17 protein-coding genes are annotated in these 18777 nt (G+C 67.5%); 12 read left to right on the forward strand and 5 right to left on the reverse strand.

The window, feature by feature from the left end; genetic code table 11:
• Positions 1–18 precede the first annotated feature (18 nt).
• The 8 genes from I2487_RS12040 (at position 19) to I2487_RS12075 (ending at position 9012) form a co-directional block, all read left to right on the forward strand.
• A complete protein-coding gene (locus tag I2487_RS12040) occupies positions 19–2244 on the forward strand; it encodes an NADP-dependent isocitrate dehydrogenase (protein WP_207169651.1) in 2226 nt (741 codons plus the stop codon).
• Position 2245: 1 nt separating this feature from the next.
• Entirely contained in the window at positions 2246–3160 is a 915-nt protein-coding gene (locus I2487_RS12045; RefSeq protein WP_207169650.1) for an NAD(P)-dependent oxidoreductase, read from the forward strand.
• 66 nt (positions 3161–3226) lie between these two features.
• A complete protein-coding gene (locus tag I2487_RS12050; RefSeq protein WP_207169649.1) occupies positions 3227–3760 on the forward strand; it encodes a gamma carbonic anhydrase family protein in 534 nt (177 codons plus the stop codon).
• Positions 3761–3899: 139 nt separating this feature from the next.
• Positions 3900–4865, forward strand: coding sequence for a TIGR03885 family FMN-dependent LLM class oxidoreductase (locus I2487_RS12055; protein ID WP_207169648.1), 966 nt, complete (start codon positions 3900–3902; stop codon positions 4863–4865).
• Positions 4865–6556, forward strand: a complete 1692-nt coding sequence (locus tag I2487_RS12060; RefSeq protein ID WP_207169647.1) for an alpha-amylase family protein — start codon at positions 4865–4867, stop codon at positions 6554–6556. Before I2487_RS12055 ends, I2487_RS12060 begins: the two co-directional genes overlap by 1 nt.
• 109 nt (positions 6557–6665) lie before the next feature.
• Positions 6666–7511, forward strand: coding sequence for a hypothetical protein (locus I2487_RS12065; protein WP_207169646.1), 846 nt, complete (start codon positions 6666–6668; stop codon positions 7509–7511).
• A gap of 93 nt (positions 7512–7604) precedes the next feature.
• Entirely contained in the window at positions 7605–8537 is a 933-nt protein-coding gene (locus tag I2487_RS12070; RefSeq protein WP_207169645.1) for a hypothetical protein, read from the forward strand.
• Positions 8538–8808: 271 nt separating this feature from the next.
• Complete coding sequence (locus I2487_RS12075) at positions 8809–9012, forward strand: hypothetical protein (protein WP_207169644.1); 204 nt, start codon at positions 8809–8811, stop codon at positions 9010–9012.
• A gap of 190 nt (positions 9013–9202) precedes the next feature.
• Here the strand turns inward: I2487_RS12075 and I2487_RS12080 are convergent, their stop codons facing one another.
• Positions 9203–9667, reverse strand: coding sequence for a Fur family transcriptional regulator (locus tag I2487_RS12080; protein ID WP_207169643.1), 465 nt, complete (start codon positions 9665–9667; stop codon positions 9203–9205).
• A gap of 185 nt (positions 9668–9852) precedes the next feature.
• On the opposite strand from I2487_RS12080, the gene glyA reads away from it, so the two are divergent.
• From glyA to I2487_RS12095, 3 genes are all read left to right on the forward strand, one after another.
• On the forward strand, positions 9853–11130 hold the full coding sequence (gene glyA, locus I2487_RS12085) for a serine hydroxymethyltransferase (RefSeq protein ID WP_207169642.1): 1278 nt from the start codon (positions 9853–9855) through the stop codon (positions 11128–11130).
• A gap of 8 nt (positions 11131–11138) precedes the next feature.
• Positions 11139–12068, forward strand: a complete 930-nt coding sequence (locus I2487_RS12090; RefSeq protein ID WP_207169641.1) for a bifunctional methylenetetrahydrofolate dehydrogenase/methenyltetrahydrofolate cyclohydrolase — start codon at positions 11139–11141, stop codon at positions 12066–12068.
• 64 nt (positions 12069–12132) lie between these two features.
• Positions 12133–13155 (forward strand): LLM class flavin-dependent oxidoreductase, encoded by a 1023-nt coding sequence (locus tag I2487_RS12095; protein ID WP_207169640.1) that lies wholly within the window; start codon positions 12133–12135, stop codon positions 13153–13155.
• Between the two features lie 114 nt (positions 13156–13269).
• Here I2487_RS12095 and I2487_RS12100 read toward each other — a convergent pair whose 3' ends face one another.
• The gene (locus tag I2487_RS12100; RefSeq protein ID WP_345941420.1) at positions 13270–14310 is read right to left on the reverse strand and encodes a PDR/VanB family oxidoreductase; all 1041 of its coding nucleotides are present in this window, start codon (positions 14308–14310) and stop codon (positions 13270–13272) included.
• A gap of 6 nt (positions 14311–14316) precedes the next feature.
• Complete coding sequence (locus I2487_RS12105) at positions 14317–15435, reverse strand: aromatic ring-hydroxylating dioxygenase subunit alpha (RefSeq protein WP_207169639.1); 1119 nt, start codon at positions 15433–15435, stop codon at positions 14317–14319.
• 157 nt (positions 15436–15592) lie between these two features.
• On the opposite strand from I2487_RS12105, the gene I2487_RS12110 reads away from it, so the two are divergent.
• Positions 15593–16201, forward strand: coding sequence for a helix-turn-helix transcriptional regulator (locus I2487_RS12110; RefSeq protein WP_207169638.1), 609 nt, complete (start codon positions 15593–15595; stop codon positions 16199–16201).
• Here I2487_RS12110 and I2487_RS12115 read toward each other — a convergent pair.
• On the reverse strand, positions 16198–17754 hold the full coding sequence (locus I2487_RS12115; protein ID WP_207169637.1) for an acyl-CoA synthetase: 1557 nt from the start codon (positions 17752–17754) through the stop codon (positions 16198–16200). The two genes, I2487_RS12110 and I2487_RS12115, sit on opposite strands and share 4 nt — an antisense overlap.
• Positions 17751–18755, reverse strand: coding sequence for an ABC transporter substrate-binding protein (locus tag I2487_RS12120; protein WP_207169636.1), 1005 nt, complete (start codon positions 18753–18755; stop codon positions 17751–17753). Before I2487_RS12120 ends, I2487_RS12115 begins: the two co-directional genes overlap by 4 nt.
• Positions 18756–18777: the final 22 nt, after the last annotated feature.

The following is an 18777-nucleotide window of genomic DNA, read 5'->3' on the forward strand; positions in this document are numbered from 1 at the left end:
CCGAACTTGAGGAGATCCATGCCGCAGGCAAAGATCATCTATACCAACACTGACGAAGCGCCGATGCTGGCCACCTTCTCGCTGAAGCCCATCGTGGAGGGCTTCGCGGCCCCCGCCGGGGTGGAGGTCGAGACCCGCGACATCTCCCTCGCCGGACGCATCATCTCAGCCTTCCCGGAGTACCTGCGCGAGGACCAGCGCGAGAGCGACGCCCTCGCCGAGCTCGGCGCCCTGGCGAAGACGCCCGAGGCCAACATCGTGAAGCTGCCGAACATCTCCGCCTCCGGTCCGCAGCTGAAGGCCGCCATCGCCGAGCTGCAGTCCGCCGGCTACGCGCTGCCCGACTACCCCGAGTCGCCCTCCACCGAGGAGGAGCGCGAGGTGCGTGCCCGCTACGGCAAGGTCCAGGGCTCCGCCGTGAACCCGGTGCTGCGCGAGGGCAACTCGGACCGCCGCGCCCCCGCCTCGGTGAAGAACTACGTGCGCGCCAACCCGCACTCCATGGGTGACTGGAGCGCCGAGTCCAAGACCAACGTGGCCACCATGGACTCCGGCGACTTCGCCGCGAACGAGCAGTCGGTGGTGCTGGACTCCGAAGACACGCTGACCATCACCCATGTCTCCAGCGACGGCTCCACCACCGTGCTGAAGGAATCCCTGCCCGTCAAGGCCGGAGAGGTCGTCGACGCCACCGTGATGCGCGCCGCAGAGCTCGACGCGTTCCTCGCCGCCCAGGTGACCCGCGCCAAGCAGGAGAACGTGCTCTTCTCGGCCCACCTGAAGGCCACCATGATGAAGGTCTCGGACCCGATCATCTTCGGACACATCGTGCGCGCCTTCTTCCCGAACCTCTTCGAGAAGCACGGCACGACCCTCGCCGAGGCGGGGCTCTCCGCCAACGACGGACTGGCCTCCATCCTGGCCGGCGCCGAAAAGCTCGGCGAGGCCGGTGAGGCCATCAAGGCCGAGATCACCCAGGGCCTGGCCGACGGTCCGCGGATGTCGATGGTCGATGACTCCAAGGGCATCACCAACCTGCACGTGCCCTCCGACGTGATCGTGGACGCCTCCATGCCCGCGATGATCCGCAACGGCGGCAAGGCCTGGGGCCCCACCGGAGAGACCGACGACACCCTCGCGGTCATCCCCGACTCCTCCTACGCCGGGGTCTACCAGGCGGTCATCGAGGACTGCCGCGCCCACGGCGCCTACGACCCCACCACCATCGGCACCGTGCCCAACATCGGGCTGATGGCGCAGAAGGCCGAGGAGTACGGCTCCCACGACAAGACCTTCGAGATCGAGGCCGCCGGCACGGTGCAGGTCACCAACGCCGCCGGTGACGTGCTCCTGGAGCATGAGGTCTCCGCCGGGGACATCTGGCGCGCCTGCCAGACCAAGGACGCCCCCATCCAGGACTGGGTGAAGCTGGCCGTGACCCGCGCCCGCGAGTTCGACACCCCCGCGGTGTTCTGGCTCGACGAGAAGCGCTCCCACGACCGCACCATGATCGAGAAGGTCGACCACGCCCTGGCCGAGCTGGACACCGACGGGCTCGAGATCAAGATCCTCGACCCGGTGGCAGCCACGAAGTACACCGTGGAGCGTCTGCGCCGCGGCGAGGACACCATCTCGGTGACCGGCAACGTGCTGCGCGACTACCTCACCGACCTGTTCCCGATCCTGGAGCTGGGCACCTCGGCGAAGATGCTCTCCATCGTGCCGCTGATGGCCGGCGGCGGACTCTTCGAGACCGGAGCCGGAGGCTCCGCACCCAAGCACGTCCAGCAGCTGGCCGAGCAGAACTACCTGCGTTGGGACTCCCTCGGTGAGTTCTTCGCCCTGGTTCCCTCGCTGGAGAAGTACGCCGAGCAGGCACAGGCCCCCAAGGCCAAGGTGCTGGCCTCCGCGCTGGACCGCGCCACCGCCACCTTCCTGATGGAGAACCGCTCCCCAGGACGCAAGATCGGCACCATCGACAACCGCGGCTCGCACTTCTACCTGGCGATGTACTGGGCCCAGGAGCTGGCTGCGCAGACCGAGGACGCCGAGCTGGGGCAGCGCTTCGCCTCGGTGGCCGAGGCCCTGACCTCGAACGAGGAGCAGATCCTGAGCGAGCTCAACGGGGTCCAGGGTGAACCGGTGGATCTGGGCGGCTACTACCGTCCCGACGAGGCCAAGGCCTTCGCCGCGATGCGCCCCTCGGCGACGCTGAACTCCATCATCGACGGCCTCAAGGCCTGAGATGACCCGGCTCCACGTCAGGCCCGAGGCCGATGCCGCGCTCCGCGAGGGACTGCGAGAGCAGGGCGCCGAGCTGGTCGGGGAGGATGAACAGCCCGAGGGCATCATCGTCACCGGCATGTTCAAGACGCTGAACCTGGCCGAGGTGCTCGAGGCCAACCCACAGGTGCGCTGGGTGCAGCTGCCCAGCGCCGGCATCGAGCTCTACGCGGAGGTCCTCGCCCAGTTCCCCGAACTGACCTGGACCTCCGCGAAGGGCTCCTACGCCAAGCCGGTGGGGGAGCACGCGCTGGCGCTGACCCTTGCGGCGCTGCGCGGGCTCAAGGCCCGGGCCCTGGCCAGCAGCTGGGGCACCGAGGGCGGCATCTCGCTGAACGGGCTGCGCTGCGTCGTCGTCGGCGGCGGCGGGGTCGCGGCCGAGATCGTCCGGCTCTACAAGGCCTTCGACACCCACGTCACCGTGGTCCGGCGCACCGCCGAGCCGGTGGAGCATGCCGATGTCACCGTGGCCTTCGAGGGTCTCGATGAGGCGCTGAAGGGCGCAGAGGTGGTGGCGCTTGCCGCTGCCGCCACCCCGAGCACCCGGCACCTGCTCAACGCCGAGCGGCTGGCGCTGCTGGCCGAGGGTGCGGTGGTCGCCAATGTGGGCCGCGGCAGCCTGCTGGACCAGTCGGCGCTCGTCGAGGCGCTGAGCACCGGCACGCTGCGCGGCGCCGGTCTGGATGTCACCGATCCGGAGCCGCTTCCCGAGACCGATCCGCTCTGGTCCCTGCAGAACTGCCTGATCACCCCGCACACGGCGGATACCACCGAGATGGTGGTGCCGCTGCTGCGCGAGCGGATCCTGGCGAACCACCGACGCTTCCATGCCGGGGAGCCGATGCTGGGCCTGGTGGACCCCGCGCAGGGATACTGACCTCAGCACCAGCAGGACCAGAATCACCGCACGCCCCGACCCGGACCGGATCGAAGGAGTCAGCCCATGGCACATGTGCTCACCGTCAACGGACACGCGCCCCAGATCGGTGAGCGCGTGTTCCTGGCCCCGACCGCGGCGATCACCGGGCAGGTCACCATGGCCCGAGACTCCTCCGCCTTCTACGGCGTCTCGGTCCGCGGCGACTCCGCGCCGATCAGCGTGGGGGAGGGCGCCAACCTGCAGGACAATGCGGTGCTCCACGCCGACCCCGGTCACCCCTGCACGCTGGGTGCCGGGATCTCGGTGGGACACTCGGCCGTGGTGCATGGCTGCACGGTGGGCGACGGCTCGCTCGTCGGGATGAGCGCGACCATCATGAACGGCGCGGTGATCGGCGAGCAGAGTCTCATCGCCGCCGGGGCCGTGGTGCTGGAGGGCATGCAGGTTCCGCCGCGATCGCTGGTGGCCGGGGTGCCCGCGAAGGTCCGGCGCGAGCTGACCGAGGAGGAGATCCTCGGGCTGCGCAGCAACGCCGAGGTCTACCTGGGGCATAAGGACGCGCACATCGCCGCCCAGGAGACCGACGCCGCCTCCTAGCAGCGCCGCAGGCCAGCCCCGCCGGGTCAGCCCCGCCGGTCTGCCCCGCCCCGAGGTAACACTTCGCCCGCGTCCAGGTGAGCACCAGGGCACTCTCAGTAGCCTTTGGTCAGGGACACGAGACGAGAGGCAGTCACACATGACCATCTATGGCTTCCATGCATCACAGGAACAGATCGCCCCCTCCCAGCTGCTGCGCGATGTCCAGCACGCCGAGACGGTCGGCTTCCAGGCTGCGATGAGCTCGGACCACTTCATGCCCTGGTCGCACCGGCAGGGCCATTCAGGGTTCACCCTCTCCTGGCTCGGCGCCGCGCTCGCCACCACCTCCTTCCCCATCGGCTCGGTGATCGCGCCCGGCCAGCGCTACCACCCCGCCATCGTCGCCCAGGCCACCGCCACGCTCGGGGAGATGTTCCCCGGCCGCTACTGGGCCGCTCTGGGCGCGGGTCAGGCGATGAACGAACATGTCACCGGCGAGCTCTGGATGGACAAGGAGACCCGACGACGGCGGCTTCTCGAGTGCGCCGACATCATCTCCCGGCTGCACCGTGGGGAACGGATCATCAGCCACCGCGGATTCGTCAGCGTGGACGACGCCTACCTCTATGACCGTCCCGAGCAGCCGATACCGCTCTACGCGACCTGCATCACCCCCGAGGCCGCGCGGCTCGCGGCCACCTGGGCGCAGGGGATGATCACCCTGAACCAGCCCGAGGACGCACAGAACGAGGTGCTCACCGCCTACCGCGAGGCAGGAGGTGAAGGACCCGCCATGCTCCAGGTCCACCTCAGCTGGGCCCAGACCCGGGAAGAGGCCGAGGCGATCGCCCACGACCAATGGCGGACCAACGTCTTCGGCGCACCGCTGGACCAGGACCTGCCCACCCCGGAGCACTTCGACTCTGCCGCCGCCGAGGTCAGCCTCGAGACCGTGGCGAAGGCCGTCTGGATCTCCGAGGAGCCCGGCCAGCTCACCGAATGGCTGGGCGCAGCCGCCGAGCCAGGATTCGACCAGATCTACCTGCACCACGTGGGCCAGGAACAGCGACCCTGGCTCGACCTCGCCGGTGAGGCGATCCTTCCCGACCTGAAAGGTGCCTGATGCGCATCGCCGACACCGCCGACCTCTGGTACAAGAACGCCGTCATCTATTGCGTGGACCTCGAGACCTACCTGGACTCCAACGGCGACGGGATCGGTGACCTGCCGGGGCTCACCCAGCGCATCGACTACCTGGCCGACGTCGGCGTCAGCTGCCTGTGGCTGATGCCCTTCTACCCCTCGCCCCGCCGGGACAACGGCTACGACATCTCGGACATGTTCGGCGTCGATCCGCGCTATGGGGACCACGGGGACTTCGTCGAGCTGGTCCGGGTGGCCCATGACCGCGGGATCCGGGTCATCGTGGACCTGGTGATCAACCACACCTCGGATCAGCACCCCTGGTTCCGCAAGGCTCGCGCGTCCAAGGACAGCCCCTACCGGGACTTCTACGTCTGGCGCAGCGACACTCCGCCCGACACCTCCGAGGAGGCGATGTTCCCCGGCGCGGAGAACGGGATCTGGACCTACGAGGAGAAGACCGAGGAGTGGTACCTGCATCACTTCCTGCACACCCAGCCGGACCTGAACACCGGCAACCCACAGGTCCGCGATGCGATCGCGAAGACCATGGGCTTCTGGCTCCAGCTCGGCGTGGACGGATTCCGGGTGGACGCGGTTCCCTTCGCGATCAACCAGACCACGCTGCGCGGCACCTCAGAGGACGACTTCATGGCGCCGCATGACTACCTGCGCACGCTGCGGGCCTTCCTGCAGCGCCGCTCCAGCGGCACCAGCTCAGCGATGGTGCTGGGAGAGGTGAACCTGCCGCATCAGGAGCAGCTGGCGTTCTTCGGCGGCGCGGACGGCGATCAGCTCACCATGCAGTTCGACTTCACGGTGAACCAGAAGACCTTTCTCTCCTTCGCCCGTGAGGACGCCCGACCGCTCGCCGAGGCCCTCGCCGGGCGCCCGAAGAACCTCTCCGCCGAGACCCAGTACGCGAACTTCCTGCGCAACCACGACGAGCTCACCCTGGATCTGCTCTCCGCCCAGGAGCGTGAGGAGGTGCTCGACACCTTCGCCCCGGATGAGGACATGCGCTTCGCCGGACGGGGGCTGCGCCGCCGACTGCCCTCGATGTTCGACGGTGACCCGCGCCGGATCAAGATGGCCTACTCGCTGCTGTTCTCGCTGCCCGGCACCCCGGTGCTCTTCTACGGCGAGGAGATCGGCATGGGGGAGAACCTCGAGGTGCCAGGACGCGAGGCCGTGCGCACGCCCATGCAGTGGAGCCAGGACAAGAACGGCGGATTCTCCTCCGCCCGCCCCTCGAAGCTCGCCCGCAAGGTCGTGGAGGGACCGTTCGGCCCGGAGCACGTCAACGCGGCGCAGGCGCGCCGGGATGACGATTCGCTGTTGCACCACGTCAGCCGCCTCGCCCGGCGTTATCGTGACTGTCCTGAGCTGGGCTGGGGGGAGCTGGAGATCCTGGACCAGCCGCATCATGAGGTGCTGGCCCATCGAATGTCCAGCGGCGCAGAATCCATGATCCTGGTGCACAACCTCTCGCCGAAGTCCCTGGTGGTGCCGCTGACGCTGGAGGACGAGGATCGCGAGACGGAGCTGATCGACCTGCTCCAGGACGGAGTCTGCGCCATCGACGCGCAGCATCGCACAGAAGTGATGCTGGAGGGATACGGCTACCGATGGCTGCGAGTGAAGCGCCCCGGTGACCCGCGCCTGCTCTGACCATGAGGGTGCCGGTGGGCCGCGAGGCGCTACGCTGAGGAGTCTCACCAGCACCGCGGTCCCCGCGGTGCCTCTGCCCTGCACTCTGCCCGTCCTTCGAGGAGGCCCTATGAAGCGTCCGGCTCTGGCCGGCAGCGGTCTTGCCGCCGTCGTCCTGCTCACCGGCTGTGGCGGAAATCCCTTCCAGGGCGATGCCCAGGACGCGGAGCCGCAGGTCCCGAGCTTCGGGCAGATCCAGGACCGGATGTGGGACGCGATGTTGACTGCCGACACCGTGAGCATCGACGGTGAGATCGAAGCCGCCGAGGCCGACGTCGATCAGATGTTCGAAGACATCGACGAAGAGGACACCGGAGACCTGCTGATCACCGGCGCCGTGGACGGCGACGCCTCCGAGATGACCTTCACCGCCGGGGATGTCAGCTTCACCCAGCGCGCGATCGACGGGGTGGAGTACTTCCGCGGCGAGGACTTCGCCGCGCTGCTGATGAGCGAGATGGATCAGGAGATGACCGACCTGATCGAGGAGGACTTCATCGTCTCGGTGGTCGCCGAGCAGTGGGTCCAGTTCAGCACCGACGGCGCCGGCGCGGTCTTCTCCGCCCAGGACTTCATCAGCACCTGGCAGCGCGAGCTCGATGACGAGGAGCTCGCCGCCCTGGAGGGTGCGGCGGAGACCCGCGACGGCGCGGAGGTCTACGTCTACGCCACCGAGGACGGATCCACCGAGCTCGTGGTCGCCGCGACCGGGGCGCCCTACCTGCTCCAGATGCGCGATGAGGACTCCCGCTACGACTTCAGCGACTGGAACCAGACCCAGCGCCCCGAGGCTCCGGAGAACGTGATGACCCTGGACGAGATCTTCGAGGCCATCGCCGTCGAGCACGGCTGGTCCACCGGCGACGACGAGCAGGCGTCGGACGACGAGGCGGGGGAGCCCGAGGACGAGGCCTGAGCAGCACCAAGACCAGCACAACGGGGGGTTGTGGGGAACGGGACGCCTGGAGCTGAGTTCAGGGTCTCTGGAACAGATCTGAAGGGAAACACCATGAACAACGCAACGAAGAGGTCTCCGAGGGCGGTCACCCGGGCAGTACGCATGACGGGGGTGCTGGGCATCGCGGCACTGACGCTGGCGAGCTGCGGCGACGCGGACGAGGACCCGCGGGTGGACGAGAACCCCCAGGAGGAGATCGATCCCTCGGGCGCAGAGGACCAGGGCGTGACCTCGGATGAGATCGCCGAGAGCGAGGATGACCAGCAGGCCGCGGACCTCGCAGAGATCGAAGACGACGTCTGGGAGTCTTCCCTCGACCAGGAGAGCGCCACCATCACCATGACGGCCGGGCTCGCACGCGGCCAGGCGCTCTTCGGATATGCACCCGAGTTCTTCGAAGGCGAGGGTGAGAGCTTCGAGCTCTCGGTCACGGGCGAACTCGAGGGGGACTCCGCCACCGAGTTGAACTACACCCCCGATTTCCAGGTGCTGACCTTCGGCGAGGACACCTATCAGTCGGTGGAGGCATTCGCCTTCGACTACCAGGCACAGGTCCCGCCCGAGGTGGAACCCGAGGTCGACGGCGAAGAGCTGGGCGCGGCGCTGAGCGCCGAGGGCGAGTGGGTCGATGTCAGCGACGCTGAACCTTCTGTGCCGCGCACCCCTGCGGCCGTGCTGGAGATGCTCCGCGCGGAGGTCACAGAGACCCTGGACGTGGACTCGTTGGCCGAGCTTGAACTGGATTCTGCAGTGGACACTCGAGACGGACAGAACGTCTGGGTCTATTCCAACGAGGAGGTCGAGCTCGCGGTGCTCGCCGATGGCGGCTCCCCGCAGCTGATGGGTCTGCGCCTGCCCGGGGAGGAGGCAGACCTCGAGGTCACGGTCTCGGGATGGGACGAGGCAGATACACCTGAAGAGCCCGAGGACGAGACGATCATCGAGGACGAGCAGCTCCAGGGGATCCTCAACGAGCTGGTCTGATGCCTCCGTCGATGCCGATTCAGGACTATGGCCCCCGGGTTTCTCCCAGCTGACATGCAGGAAACGGACGTCAGAGCAACACCGGCTCCATATCTGGTGGGAGCTCTCCCTGAATCGGCTGAGAACGGCCGAATCGGCTTCCGCTGATGCTCTTCGTCGGTGCAGAATGAATGCAGGTCGTCACGGTGATCTCACACGGTCGCTCAATGATGACGGACCGCGGAAAGACCGCGCAGCATCCAAAGATGCAAATGACGGAGGTAAACGAATTATGGCTACCACCGAAACAAGCAAGCTTCGCACTCTGGCCGGCGTCGTCGGCATCGGCTCACTGGCACTCTTCGGTGCCACCGCCTGCGACGATGGCGGGGCCGAGACCGAAGATCCGGCAGTCGAGGATCCGGCGACCGAGGAAGAGCCCATGGAGGAAGACACCATGGAGGAAGACACCATGGAGGAAGACGAAGACATGTGATCAGTGTCTTTCTCTCAAAGATCCCCTGCGGGGAGCTCCGGCTCCCTGTGGGGGATCTTTGCGTCTGCAGGCTTCCGCCGGAGATGGGACGTCACCAGACTGCCCGGTGAACTCACCGGCGCAGTCGCCGTGAGAGTCACCGCCGAGTCGCCGGCCGAGTCACCGACCGAGTCGCCGCCGAGGAGGGCGGTCAGGCTTCGGTGGAGCCGGAACCGACCAGCTCATCGGAGCCTTCCTCGGTGTCCGCACAGGTGCGGCAGATGCCGCGGAAGACGACGTCGGCGATCTGGATCTGCATCTGCAGGCTGGGTGGCGCCTGCAGGCAGGGTGCCTCTCCGTGGACGCATTCCACATCTTCGATCCGACCGCAGCGGGTGCAGATCGCATGATGATGGTTGTCATGGGTGCGGGTCTCATAGCAGGCGGGCGACCCCGGAGGGTCGAACCTGCGCAGCAGCTCGCGTGCCGTGAGGTCATGCAACACCGTGTAGACCGACTGCACCGTGATCTCTGGCAGCTGCGCGCGGACCGCGGCATGCACCGCCTCGGCTGGCCTGTGCGGCGCGGCGGAGACCGCCTCCAGCACCGCCAGGCGCTGGCGCGTCACGCGGAGTCCGCGTTCGCGCAGCCGGGCAGGCCAATCGGTGGAGGTCATCCCCCCAGTGTGCCGTACATATGAGTCATTCACAATAAAGCCTGGCGTGTGTCACAGCCCGGCGTGACCGGCCCCGGCCCGCCCCGTGGTGCGCGAAGCCACGGACACGCGGCGTGGGAAGACAGGGCTGAGCGATAGACTGGCTCACGCTGCCCCGTATTCATCCGCAAGGAGAGCTTCAGAGCATGAGCACATCGGATATCAACAACGCCCCACTGGCCGAGGTCGATCCAGAGATCGCTCAGGCGATCTCGGACGAGCTTGGACGCCAGCGCGACACCCTCGAGATGATCGCCAGCGAGAACTTCGTCCCGCGCGCCGTCCTCGAGGCCCAGGGATCGGTGCTGACCAACAAGTATGCCGAGGGATACCCGGGGCGGCGCTACTACGGCGGCTGCGAATTCGTCGACGTCGCGGAGAACCTCGCCATCGAGCGCGCCAAGGCGCTCTTCGGCGCCGATCACGCCAATGTCCAGCCGCATGCCGGCGCGCAGGCCAACGTCGCGGTGATGACCGCCTTCCTGAAGCCCGGGGACAAGCTGATGGGGCTCTCGCTGGCCCACGGCGGGCACCTCACTCACGGCATGAAGCTGAACTTCTCCGGCAAGTTCTATGAGATCGCCGCCTATGAGGTCGACACCGAGACCGGCATCATCGACATGGACAAGGTCCGCGAGCAGGCCATCGCCGAACAGCCCGACATGATCGTCGCCGGCTGGTCCGCCTACCCGCGCCAGCTCGACTTCGCCCGGTTCCGCGAGATCGCCGACGAGGTCGGCGCGATCCTCTGGGTGGATATGGCCCACTTCGCCGGCCTGGTGGCCGCCGGGCTGCACCCGAACCCGGTGCCCTACGCCGACGTCGTGACCACCACGGTGCACAAGACCCTCGCCGGACCGCGCTCGGGCATCATCCTGACCAAGGAAGAGCACAAGAAGAAGATCAACTCCGCGGTCTTCCCCGGCCAGCAGGGCGGCCCGCTGATGCACGCGATCGCGGCCAAGGCCATCGCGTTCAAGATCGCCGGCTCCGAGGAGTTCGCCGAACGCCAGAAGCGCACCATCGAAGGCGCCCAGATCCTGGCCAAGCGGCTGATCGCACCAGATGTGACCGAACACGGCGTCTCGGTGCTCACCGGCGGCACCGATGTGCACATGGTCCTGGTGGACCTGCGCGGCTCCGAGCTCGACGGCAAACAGGCCGAGGACCGGCTCCACGAGGTCGGCATCACGGTCAACCGCAACGCCGTGCCCAATGACCCGCGTCCCCCGATGACCACCTCAGGACTGCGCATCGGCACCCCGGCCCTGGCCACCCGCGGATTCGCCGCCAAGGAGTTCAGCGAGGTGGCCGACATCATCGCCGAGGCGCTGAAGCCCGACTCAGACCTGCACGGGCTGAAGTCCCGGGTCGCCGCGCTGACCAAGGACTTCCCGCTGTATGAAGGCCTCGAGGACTGGTGAATCCGGCGATGACCGAGACCTCTCAGCAAGACGCCCAGCAGGCCCAGACTGCTGTGCAGGCGCAGATCCTCGACGGCAGGGCCACCGCCAAGGCGCTGAAGGCCGACCTGGCCGAACGCGTCGCGAAGCTGAAGGCCCGCGGGGTCACCCCGGGCCTGGGCACGGTGCTGGTCGGCGCCGATCCGGGCAGCCAGTCCTATGTGGCGGGCAAGCACCGCGACTGCGCCGAGGTCGGCATCAACTCCATCCAGGTGGAGCTCGGCGCCGACACCACCCAGGATGAGCTGCTCGCGGAGCTGGAGCGGCTCAACAACGACCCGGCCTGCACCGGCTACATCGTGCAGCTGCCGCTGCCCAAGCAGCTGAACACCCAACAGGTGCTCGAAGCGATCTCTCCCGAGAAGGACGCCGACGGGCTGCATCCGATGAACCTCGGCCGGCTGGTGGCCAACGTCAACGAGGAGATCAGCACTCCGCTGCCGTGCACGCCCAAGGGCTGCGTGGACCTTCTGGACCACTACGGCCTGGACCTGCGCGGCAAGCACGTCGTCGTCGTCGGACGCGGGGTCACCATCGGCCGCCCGATCGGGCTGCTGCTGACCCGGCGCGACGTCAACGCCACCGTGACCCTCTGCCACACCGGCACCAAGGATCTCCCGGCGCACCTGCGTAGCGCCGACGTCGTGGTCGCCGCCGCAGGGGTCAAGCACATGATCGACCCGGCAGACCTGAAGCCGGGCGTGATCGCGCTGGACGTGGGGGTCACCCGCGAGGTGAACCCGGAGACCGGCAAGGCCAAGATCTACGGCGACCTCGCTCCGGGCATCGAGTCGGTGGCCTCCTGGTATTCACCCAACCCCGGCGGGGTCGGACCGATGACCCGCGCCGAGCTGCTGGCCAACGTGGTGCTCACCGCGGAGCGGCAGCTCACGCAGTAGCGGCGCACGGAGCACCCCTGGATGGTCGAGGAATACCCTCACCGCCAGGGGTGTTCTTTCAAATGTGAAAAACCTTGGATTCCTCTCCTTCGGACATTGGACGCCCTCACCGCATTCGCAGACCCGCTCTGCCTCTGAGGTGCTGCTGCAGTCCATCGACCTCGCCGTGGCGGCCGAGGAGCTCGGTGTCGACGGCGCCTACTACCGGGTGCACCACTTCGCCCGGCAGCTCGCCTCGCCGTTCCCGCTGCTCGCCGCCGTCGGCGCCAAGACCTCGCGGATCGAGATCGGCACCGGCGTGATCGACATGCGCTACGAGAACCCGCTCTACTTCGCCGAGGACGCCGGCGCCGCGGACCTCATCGCCGAGGGCAGGCTGCAGCTCGGCATCTCCCGCGGCTCACCAGAACAGGCCGTGGAAGGCTGGCGGCACTTCGGCTACCAGCCCGCCGAGGGGGAGTCCGACGCTGACATGGGACGCCGGCACACCGAGGTGGCGCTGCAGGTGCTCTCCGGGCAGGGCTTCGCCGAGCCGAGCCCGCGCCCGATGTTCCCCAACCCGCCGGGGCTGCTGCGCCTGGAGCCGCACTCCGAGAGTCTGCGTCAGCGGATCTGGTGGGGCGCCGGATCCGACGCCACCGCGCGCTGGGCGGCCTCGCGCGGGATGAACCTGATGAGCTCCACACTGAAGGATGACGAGACCGGCGAGCCGTTCCACATCCAGCAGGCCAAGCAGATCCAGGCCTTCCGCGAGGAGTGGACCAAGCATGATCACGGCTTCGAGCCACGAGTCTCGGTCTCGCGCTCGATCCTGCCCATCGTCTCGGACCAGGACCGGGCCTACTTCCTGGGCCAGCGCGACTCCAAGGACCAGATCGGCATGATCGACGAGAAGACCCGGGCGATCTTCGGCCGCAGCTTCACCGCCGAGCCCGATGTGCTGGTCGAGGAGCTGGCCAAGGACGAGGCCGTGCAGGCCGCAGACACGGTGCTGGTCACCGTGCCCAACCAGCTGGGGGTGGACTACAACGCCCACATCCTCGAATCCCTGGTCGAGCACGTGGCCAAGCCCCTGGGCTGGAAATAGCCCACCCCCCTTTCGTTGAGGGGCGGATTCTCCGAGTATTTTGGGCCTTCTCGCCCATGAAATACCCGCAGAAACCGCCCCTCAACGTGGGGGCTGTTGGCTGGGGGAGGGGGATCAGGGGAAGTCGAGGGTCAGCGAGGGCCGTGAGTTCGCTGGCGGACGTGTGGCACCCGCCTGAGCATGGTCTGTCTGGGCTGAACCGGCGCAGGAGGCCACTCGGGAGACGCAGACGCAGAGCTTGGTATCGGCACTCTTCTCGGCCTCGTTGAAGAAGACGTCCCGGTGATCGATGACCCCGTTCAGCTGCTCGGCCTTGACCACGCAGAGCCCGCATTCGCCCTTGCGGCAGTCATACATCGGCTCCACGCCGACGCGCTCCAGCGCCTCCAGGATGGACTCGTCCGGGGAGACCACGGTGTGGCGCTCGGAGCCGCGGATGTGCAGCTCGAACTCCTCGGGATCGAACCAGCCGCTGTTGCCGAAGGTCTCATAGCGCAGGTTCGGCAGCGGCAGCTCGCGGTCGATCCAGGCCCGGCGCACCGCGTCCATCAGCCGGATGGGCCCGCACATGTAGAACTCGGTGGAGGCGTCCACCTGCCCGAGCAGCTCCTGGACGTCGAGCACGTCGCCCTCGTCATCCACCGAGAGTCGCAGCCGGGGGCCGTGCTCCTCGCGCAGCTCATCCAGGAAGGCCATGGCCGGGCGGGAGCGTCCGACGAAGATCAGCTGATAGTCCGCGCCGAGCCGCTTGAGCACCCGGGCCATCGAGTGGATCGCCGTGATGCCCACCCCTCCGGCGAGCAGCACGTAACGCGGCGCGCCCACGCGCAGCGGGAAGTTCTGCACCGGGGAGGTGACCTCCAGGGAATCTCCGGGTTCAAGAGCATGCATGAACCGGGAACCGCCGCGCGAGGTGGGGGAGCGGCGCACCCCGATCTTCACCCAGCTGCCGTCGGCTGCGCCTTCGACCACCGAGTAGGAGCGGACCGACTCAGAGTCGCGGCGACCCGGGGCGGTGCGCACGTCGATGTGCGCGCCGGGCTCGGTGAACAGCGGCCGTTCCCCGGCCAGGACGATCTCAGCGATCTCCGCGGCGGCGGCGCGGCGCGAGGTCACCTCGGCGCGCTGCCAGTGCAGCTGGGTTCCCTGTGACACGCGGGATCAGCCCTTGGCGTCGGTGAGGTCGGCGTCGGAGGCCATCATCGTGCGCTCGGCCTCCACGGCGCGCTGGATCAGCCGGCGCACCCACATGCCGCCGGCGTCGATGTTGAGGTTGTAGAACTCGTGGTCCGGGTTGTCCACGATGGCCTGCTGCTGCGCGGTGAGCATCTCCTCGTCCTCCGCGAAGACCCCGTGCACGCCGTCGCGCAGCTCGGTGGTGATCCGCTGGCTCTCCAGCCGGTAGTTGCGCATGAAGGCCCAGTAGTACATGGCATTGGCCTGATCCACCGGAGAGATCGTGTTCATCACGTACCCGTTGACGCCCTGGCTGCGATCCCCGGTGAGTCCACCGGTGCCCGCCTTGGCCACGCCCACATCGATGCAGATGGTCGAGGGCATCTGGAACTCGATGATCTGCCAGCGGTCCACCTTGCCCTCGAAGTCCGGGAACTTGTCCCGCATGTTCTTCAGCCAGAACGGCGGGGCGTCGATGTTCTCCATGAATCGGGAGACGGTCACCGTGCTGTCATCGTGGGTGACCTCGATGTCGGACTCGCTGAGCTCCTTCTGCCCGATCGAGGAGGAATGCAGGAACTCCTCATGGGTGAGATCCATCAGGTTGTCCAGCACCAGCTGGTAGTTCGCACGCACCTCGATGGTCTTGCCATCGCCGGCCCACTCGTCGGAGCCCATCTGGTGCATGTCCGGGATCAGCGCCGCGTCGGCGAGCATCGGATCTCCCGGCCAGACCCAGATGAAGCGGTGCCGCTCCACCACCGGGAAGGAGTTCACCATCGCCGAGGGGTTGATGGTCTTCTGCGCGGGCATGAAGGTGCAGCGACCGGCTGAGTTGTACTGCAGGCCGTGATACGGGCACTGGACCCCGTCCGGACCCACCAGGGACCCCATGGACAGCGGAGCGAGCCGGTGCCAGCAGGCGTCGGTCAACGCGACCGGGCGGCCCTCTTCGGTCCGGTACAGCGCCATCGGGCGGTCCGCGATCTTCCGGGAGAGGATCCTCTTGCGATTGACCTCGTGATCCCATCCGGCCACGTACCAGGCGTTGAGCGGGTAGGCCATGTTCTTCGCGGTGGCGCCGCTTGGGCTGAGATCGGTCATGTCCGCCTCCTGGGACTCAAGGACGCCGCGGAACCGATCGCGGTCCACTCAGCAACGCCACTAGCTATCTACATAGTTATTTGTGTTCTGGGTCACAGAATAGCTCTGGATATAGTGGAGGGCAAGCACCCGCCCCTTCTCGAGAGGTCCCGACACCGTGAGTCTGCGCTACGCCATTCTGGCGATCCTCACCGCGGCTCCGCTGACCGGATATGAGACCGCGAAGCGCTTCGAGGGTTCGGTCGGGCACGTCTGGCACGCCCCGGACTCCCAGATCTACCCCGAGCTGCGCCGGATGGAGGCCGAGGCCCTGGTCGAGGGCAGGGAGGAGCGCTGGGGCCCCAAGGGGACCAAGACGCGCTACTACATCACGGAGTCCGGGGAGGCGGCGTTCCGCAGCTGGATGGCGACCCCGCTGAAGTACGCTCCCTGGCGCGACGTGGCCCATATGCAGGCGGCATACTTCGAATGGGCAGAGCCCGCGAGCGTGCGCATGCACTTGGAACAGCACGCGGCGCACTACACCGAGCAGATCGAGCAGTGGAGCAGCCAGATCGAAGCGATCCGATCCCATGAACACCCGATGATCGCCGCCCGGCTCGAGCGCTATCCGGCTGAGCAGCACGAGCGCATCGTCGCGTTCAAAGCCTTCGCCTATGAGGGCCTGATCCGAACCGCCCAGGCCGAGGTGGACTGGGCGCACAGCGGCCTGGAGCTGCTGGAACAGCTCGACGGCGACGTGCCGGTCGCCGAGGCTGAAAACTAGGCGTACTGCCGGCGCAGGTCCGGCTTGCGGATCTTGCCCGAGGCGGTGCGCGGCATGGACTCCACGAAGACCACCGACTTCGGGATCTTATAGCGGGCCAGCTTCCCGTCCAGATGATGCAGCACCTGTTCCTCGGTGAGCTCGTGACCCTCGCGCACCACGATCACCGCCCGTGGGACCTCGCCCCAGCGGGCATCTTCGACCCCGATGACGGCCACGGCGGCCACCGCCTCCAGGGCGGCGATCTGCTGCTCCACCTGGGCGGGGTAGATGTTCTCTCCGCCGGAGATGATCATGTCCTTGAGCCGATCGGAGATGAACAGGAAACCATCCTCGTCGAGGTGGCCCATGTCCCCGGTCTTGAGCCAGAGGCCGTCTTCCTCCCGCACGAAGGAGGAGGCGGTGGCCTCGGGTCGGTTCCAGTACTCGGCGATCACATTGGGACCCTGCACCTGGATCTCACCGACCTCGCCCACGGCGCAGGGCTGATCCATCGGGTCCACCACCCGGACATCGGTGTGGAAATGGGCCAGCCCGCCGGAGCCCTGCTTCGGTCGGGAGTACGCCGGAGGCAGGGTGGTGGCACCCGGGGAGGTCTCGGTCATCCCGTAGCCCATGGTGAACGCGAGCCCGCGACTCTCGTAGGCGTCGAGCACCCGCAGCGGCACCGCGGAGCCGCCGCAGGTGAGGTTGCGCAGCGAGGTGATGTCGGTGTGCTCCCACTGCGGGTGCTCACAGATCAGCTGGAACGTGGTGGGTACCCCGGAGATATTGGTGACCCGGTGCTCCTCGATCAGCGCCAGCACCCGGCCCGGTTCGAAGCGCTGCTCCAGGATGATGCTGCCGCCCTTGAGCAGCACCGGCAGCGCCCCCTGACCCAGCGCCGCCACGTGGAACAGCGGCGCGATCATCAGCGCCACGTCCTTGCTGGAGAGATCGAAGTCGGTGAGCACATTGATCGCGTTCCAGGTCAGGTTCCCGTGGGTGAGCATCGCCCCCTTGGGGTTCCCGGTGGTCCCGGAGGTGTAGAGGATCACCGCGAGGTCTTCCAGGCCGACGGCGACGTCGGGGCGCTGCTCGTCCCCTGAGGTCAGCACCGCCTCGAACTCCTCCGTGGTCACCGGGAACACTGTGGTCGTCTCGGGTGGACGCGCTGCCTCGGCCACGGTGAGCACCAGTTCCACGGAGGTGTCCTGGCAGGCCGGTGCGGCCAGCGCCGCCAGCGGGGTCGAGGTGACCAATATCCGGGCGCCTGAGTCCTGCAGTGCGAACTGCACCTCCGGCGGGGCCAGGCGGGTGTTCAGCGGCACGAAGACCGCACCGAGGCTTCCGGTGGCGAAGAGCGTCTCGAGAAACGCCGCGGAGTTCTCGCCCAGATAGGCCACTCGGTCCCCGGGCCTGATCCCGCGGTCGGTGAGGGCGTTGGCGAGCTTGTCGATGCGCCGCGCCAGCTGATCGTAGGTCTGCTCTCCGGCCGCACTGATCAGCGCCGTCGCTCCGCGAGAGCGCACCCTGCGCCGATGGATCCAATCGCCGAGTCCGTGGTTCTTCATCGTGCGCCCTCCCAGACCAGGTCATCGACGTTCGGGACCTCGCCGATAAGCCCGTGGCGTTCCGAGATCTCCGCGACCTCACCGAGGGAATCAAGATTGACGTCCTCCGGGAACGCGGGAATGCTGATCTCTTCCAGCATGGACTCGTCGATGCTCGTGTACTCCAGCAGGACATCGCGCACCGCCTCCGGGTTCTCCCCGGCGTAGACCTGAGACTCCCCCACCGCGGTATGGAAGCTCTCGACCAGCTCGGGGTCCTCGTCGATCAGCTGCTGGGAGGTGAAGTAGGTGGCGACGCCCAGCTCGTCGACGACGTCGGCGTAGGGAGCGAAGATTCGATCCCAACCCTCGTCGTCGGCCATGCTCGCGAACGGGTCGACGGCGAAGATCGCGTCCACATTGTCAGCCTCGAGCTGGGCGAGCATGTCCGGGAAGCCCACTTCGACGAAGTCGACGGCGGCGGGGTCCCCTCCTGCCTCCAGGACGCCCTGGGAGATCATCGAGTCGGAGATGTTGTTGAGCGTGTTCACCGCCACCCGCTGGCCCTCGAGGTCCTCCGCGGATTCGATGCCCGAGTCCGGCTTGACCAGCACGGCGCCGAAGTCGTTCTCGGAATCGCCCGTGGTCTGCGGTCCTGCGGCCACGGTCTGCAGCGGCAGCCCGTTGTCGGCGGCGATGAGCAGGGAGGTCACGTTGGAGAACCCGAAGTCCATATCCCCGGAGGAGACCGCGGGGATGATCGCGGCGCCGCCCTGCGCGAGGGTCAGCGTCAGGTCGATGCCGTGCTCTTCAAAAATGCCTTCCTGCTGACCGAGGTAGATCGGGGCGACATCGACGATCGGGATGACCCCCACCTCCACCTCGGTGAGCTCGCCGTCTGCTGGGGCGGAGTCGTCCTCGGCCGGTTCCCCGTCGGCGTCGCCGGAGGGGGAGCCGCTGCCGCAGGCGGAAAGGGCAAGGACGGCGCAGAGAGCGAAGGCCCCGCGAGAGAGATGTTTCATGACGGTTCTCCGATGTGAGCAG

The organism is Nesterenkonia sp. E16_10, from assembly GCF_017347085.1.
GTDB lineage: Bacteria > Actinomycetota > Actinomycetes > Actinomycetales > Micrococcaceae > Nesterenkonia.

What these genes read in the sequence shown, in the direction of transcription:
- I2487_RS12040 (WP_207169651.1), top strand. Translation starts at nt 19, where the DNA reads ATGCCGCAGGCAAAGATCATCTATACCAACACTGACGAAGCGCCGATG.
- I2487_RS12045 (WP_207169650.1), top strand. Translation starts at nt 2,246, where the DNA reads ATGACCCGGCTCCACGTCAGGCCCGAGGCCGATGCCGCGCTCCGCGAG.
- I2487_RS12050 (WP_207169649.1), top strand. Translation starts at nt 3,227, where the DNA reads ATGGCACATGTGCTCACCGTCAACGGACACGCGCCCCAGATCGGTGAG.
- I2487_RS12055 (WP_207169648.1), top strand. Translation starts at nt 3,900, where the DNA reads ATGACCATCTATGGCTTCCATGCATCACAGGAACAGATCGCCCCCTCC.
- I2487_RS12060 (WP_207169647.1), top strand. Translation starts at nt 4,865, where the DNA reads ATGCGCATCGCCGACACCGCCGACCTCTGGTACAAGAACGCCGTCATC.
- I2487_RS12065 (WP_207169646.1), top strand. Translation starts at nt 6,666, where the DNA reads ATGAAGCGTCCGGCTCTGGCCGGCAGCGGTCTTGCCGCCGTCGTCCTG.
- I2487_RS12070 (WP_207169645.1), top strand. Translation starts at nt 7,605, where the DNA reads ATGAACAACGCAACGAAGAGGTCTCCGAGGGCGGTCACCCGGGCAGTA.
- I2487_RS12075 (WP_207169644.1), top strand. Translation starts at nt 8,809, where the DNA reads ATGGCTACCACCGAAACAAGCAAGCTTCGCACTCTGGCCGGCGTCGTC.
- I2487_RS12080 (WP_207169643.1), bottom strand. Translation starts at nt 9,667, where the DNA reads ATGACCTCCACCGATTGGCCTGCCCGGCTGCGCGAACGCGGACTCCGC.
- glyA (WP_207169642.1), top strand. Translation starts at nt 9,853, where the DNA reads ATGAGCACATCGGATATCAACAACGCCCCACTGGCCGAGGTCGATCCA.
- I2487_RS12090 (WP_207169641.1), top strand. Translation starts at nt 11,139, where the DNA reads ATGACCGAGACCTCTCAGCAAGACGCCCAGCAGGCCCAGACTGCTGTG.
- I2487_RS12105 (WP_207169639.1), bottom strand. Translation starts at nt 15,435, where the DNA reads ATGACCGATCTCAGCCCAAGCGGCGCCACCGCGAAGAACATGGCCTAC.
- I2487_RS12115 (WP_207169637.1), bottom strand. Translation starts at nt 17,754, where the DNA reads ATGAAGAACCACGGACTCGGCGATTGGATCCATCGGCGCAGGGTGCGC.
- I2487_RS12120 (WP_207169636.1), bottom strand. Translation starts at nt 18,755, where the DNA reads ATGAAACATCTCTCTCGCGGGGCCTTCGCTCTCTGCGCCGTCCTTGCC.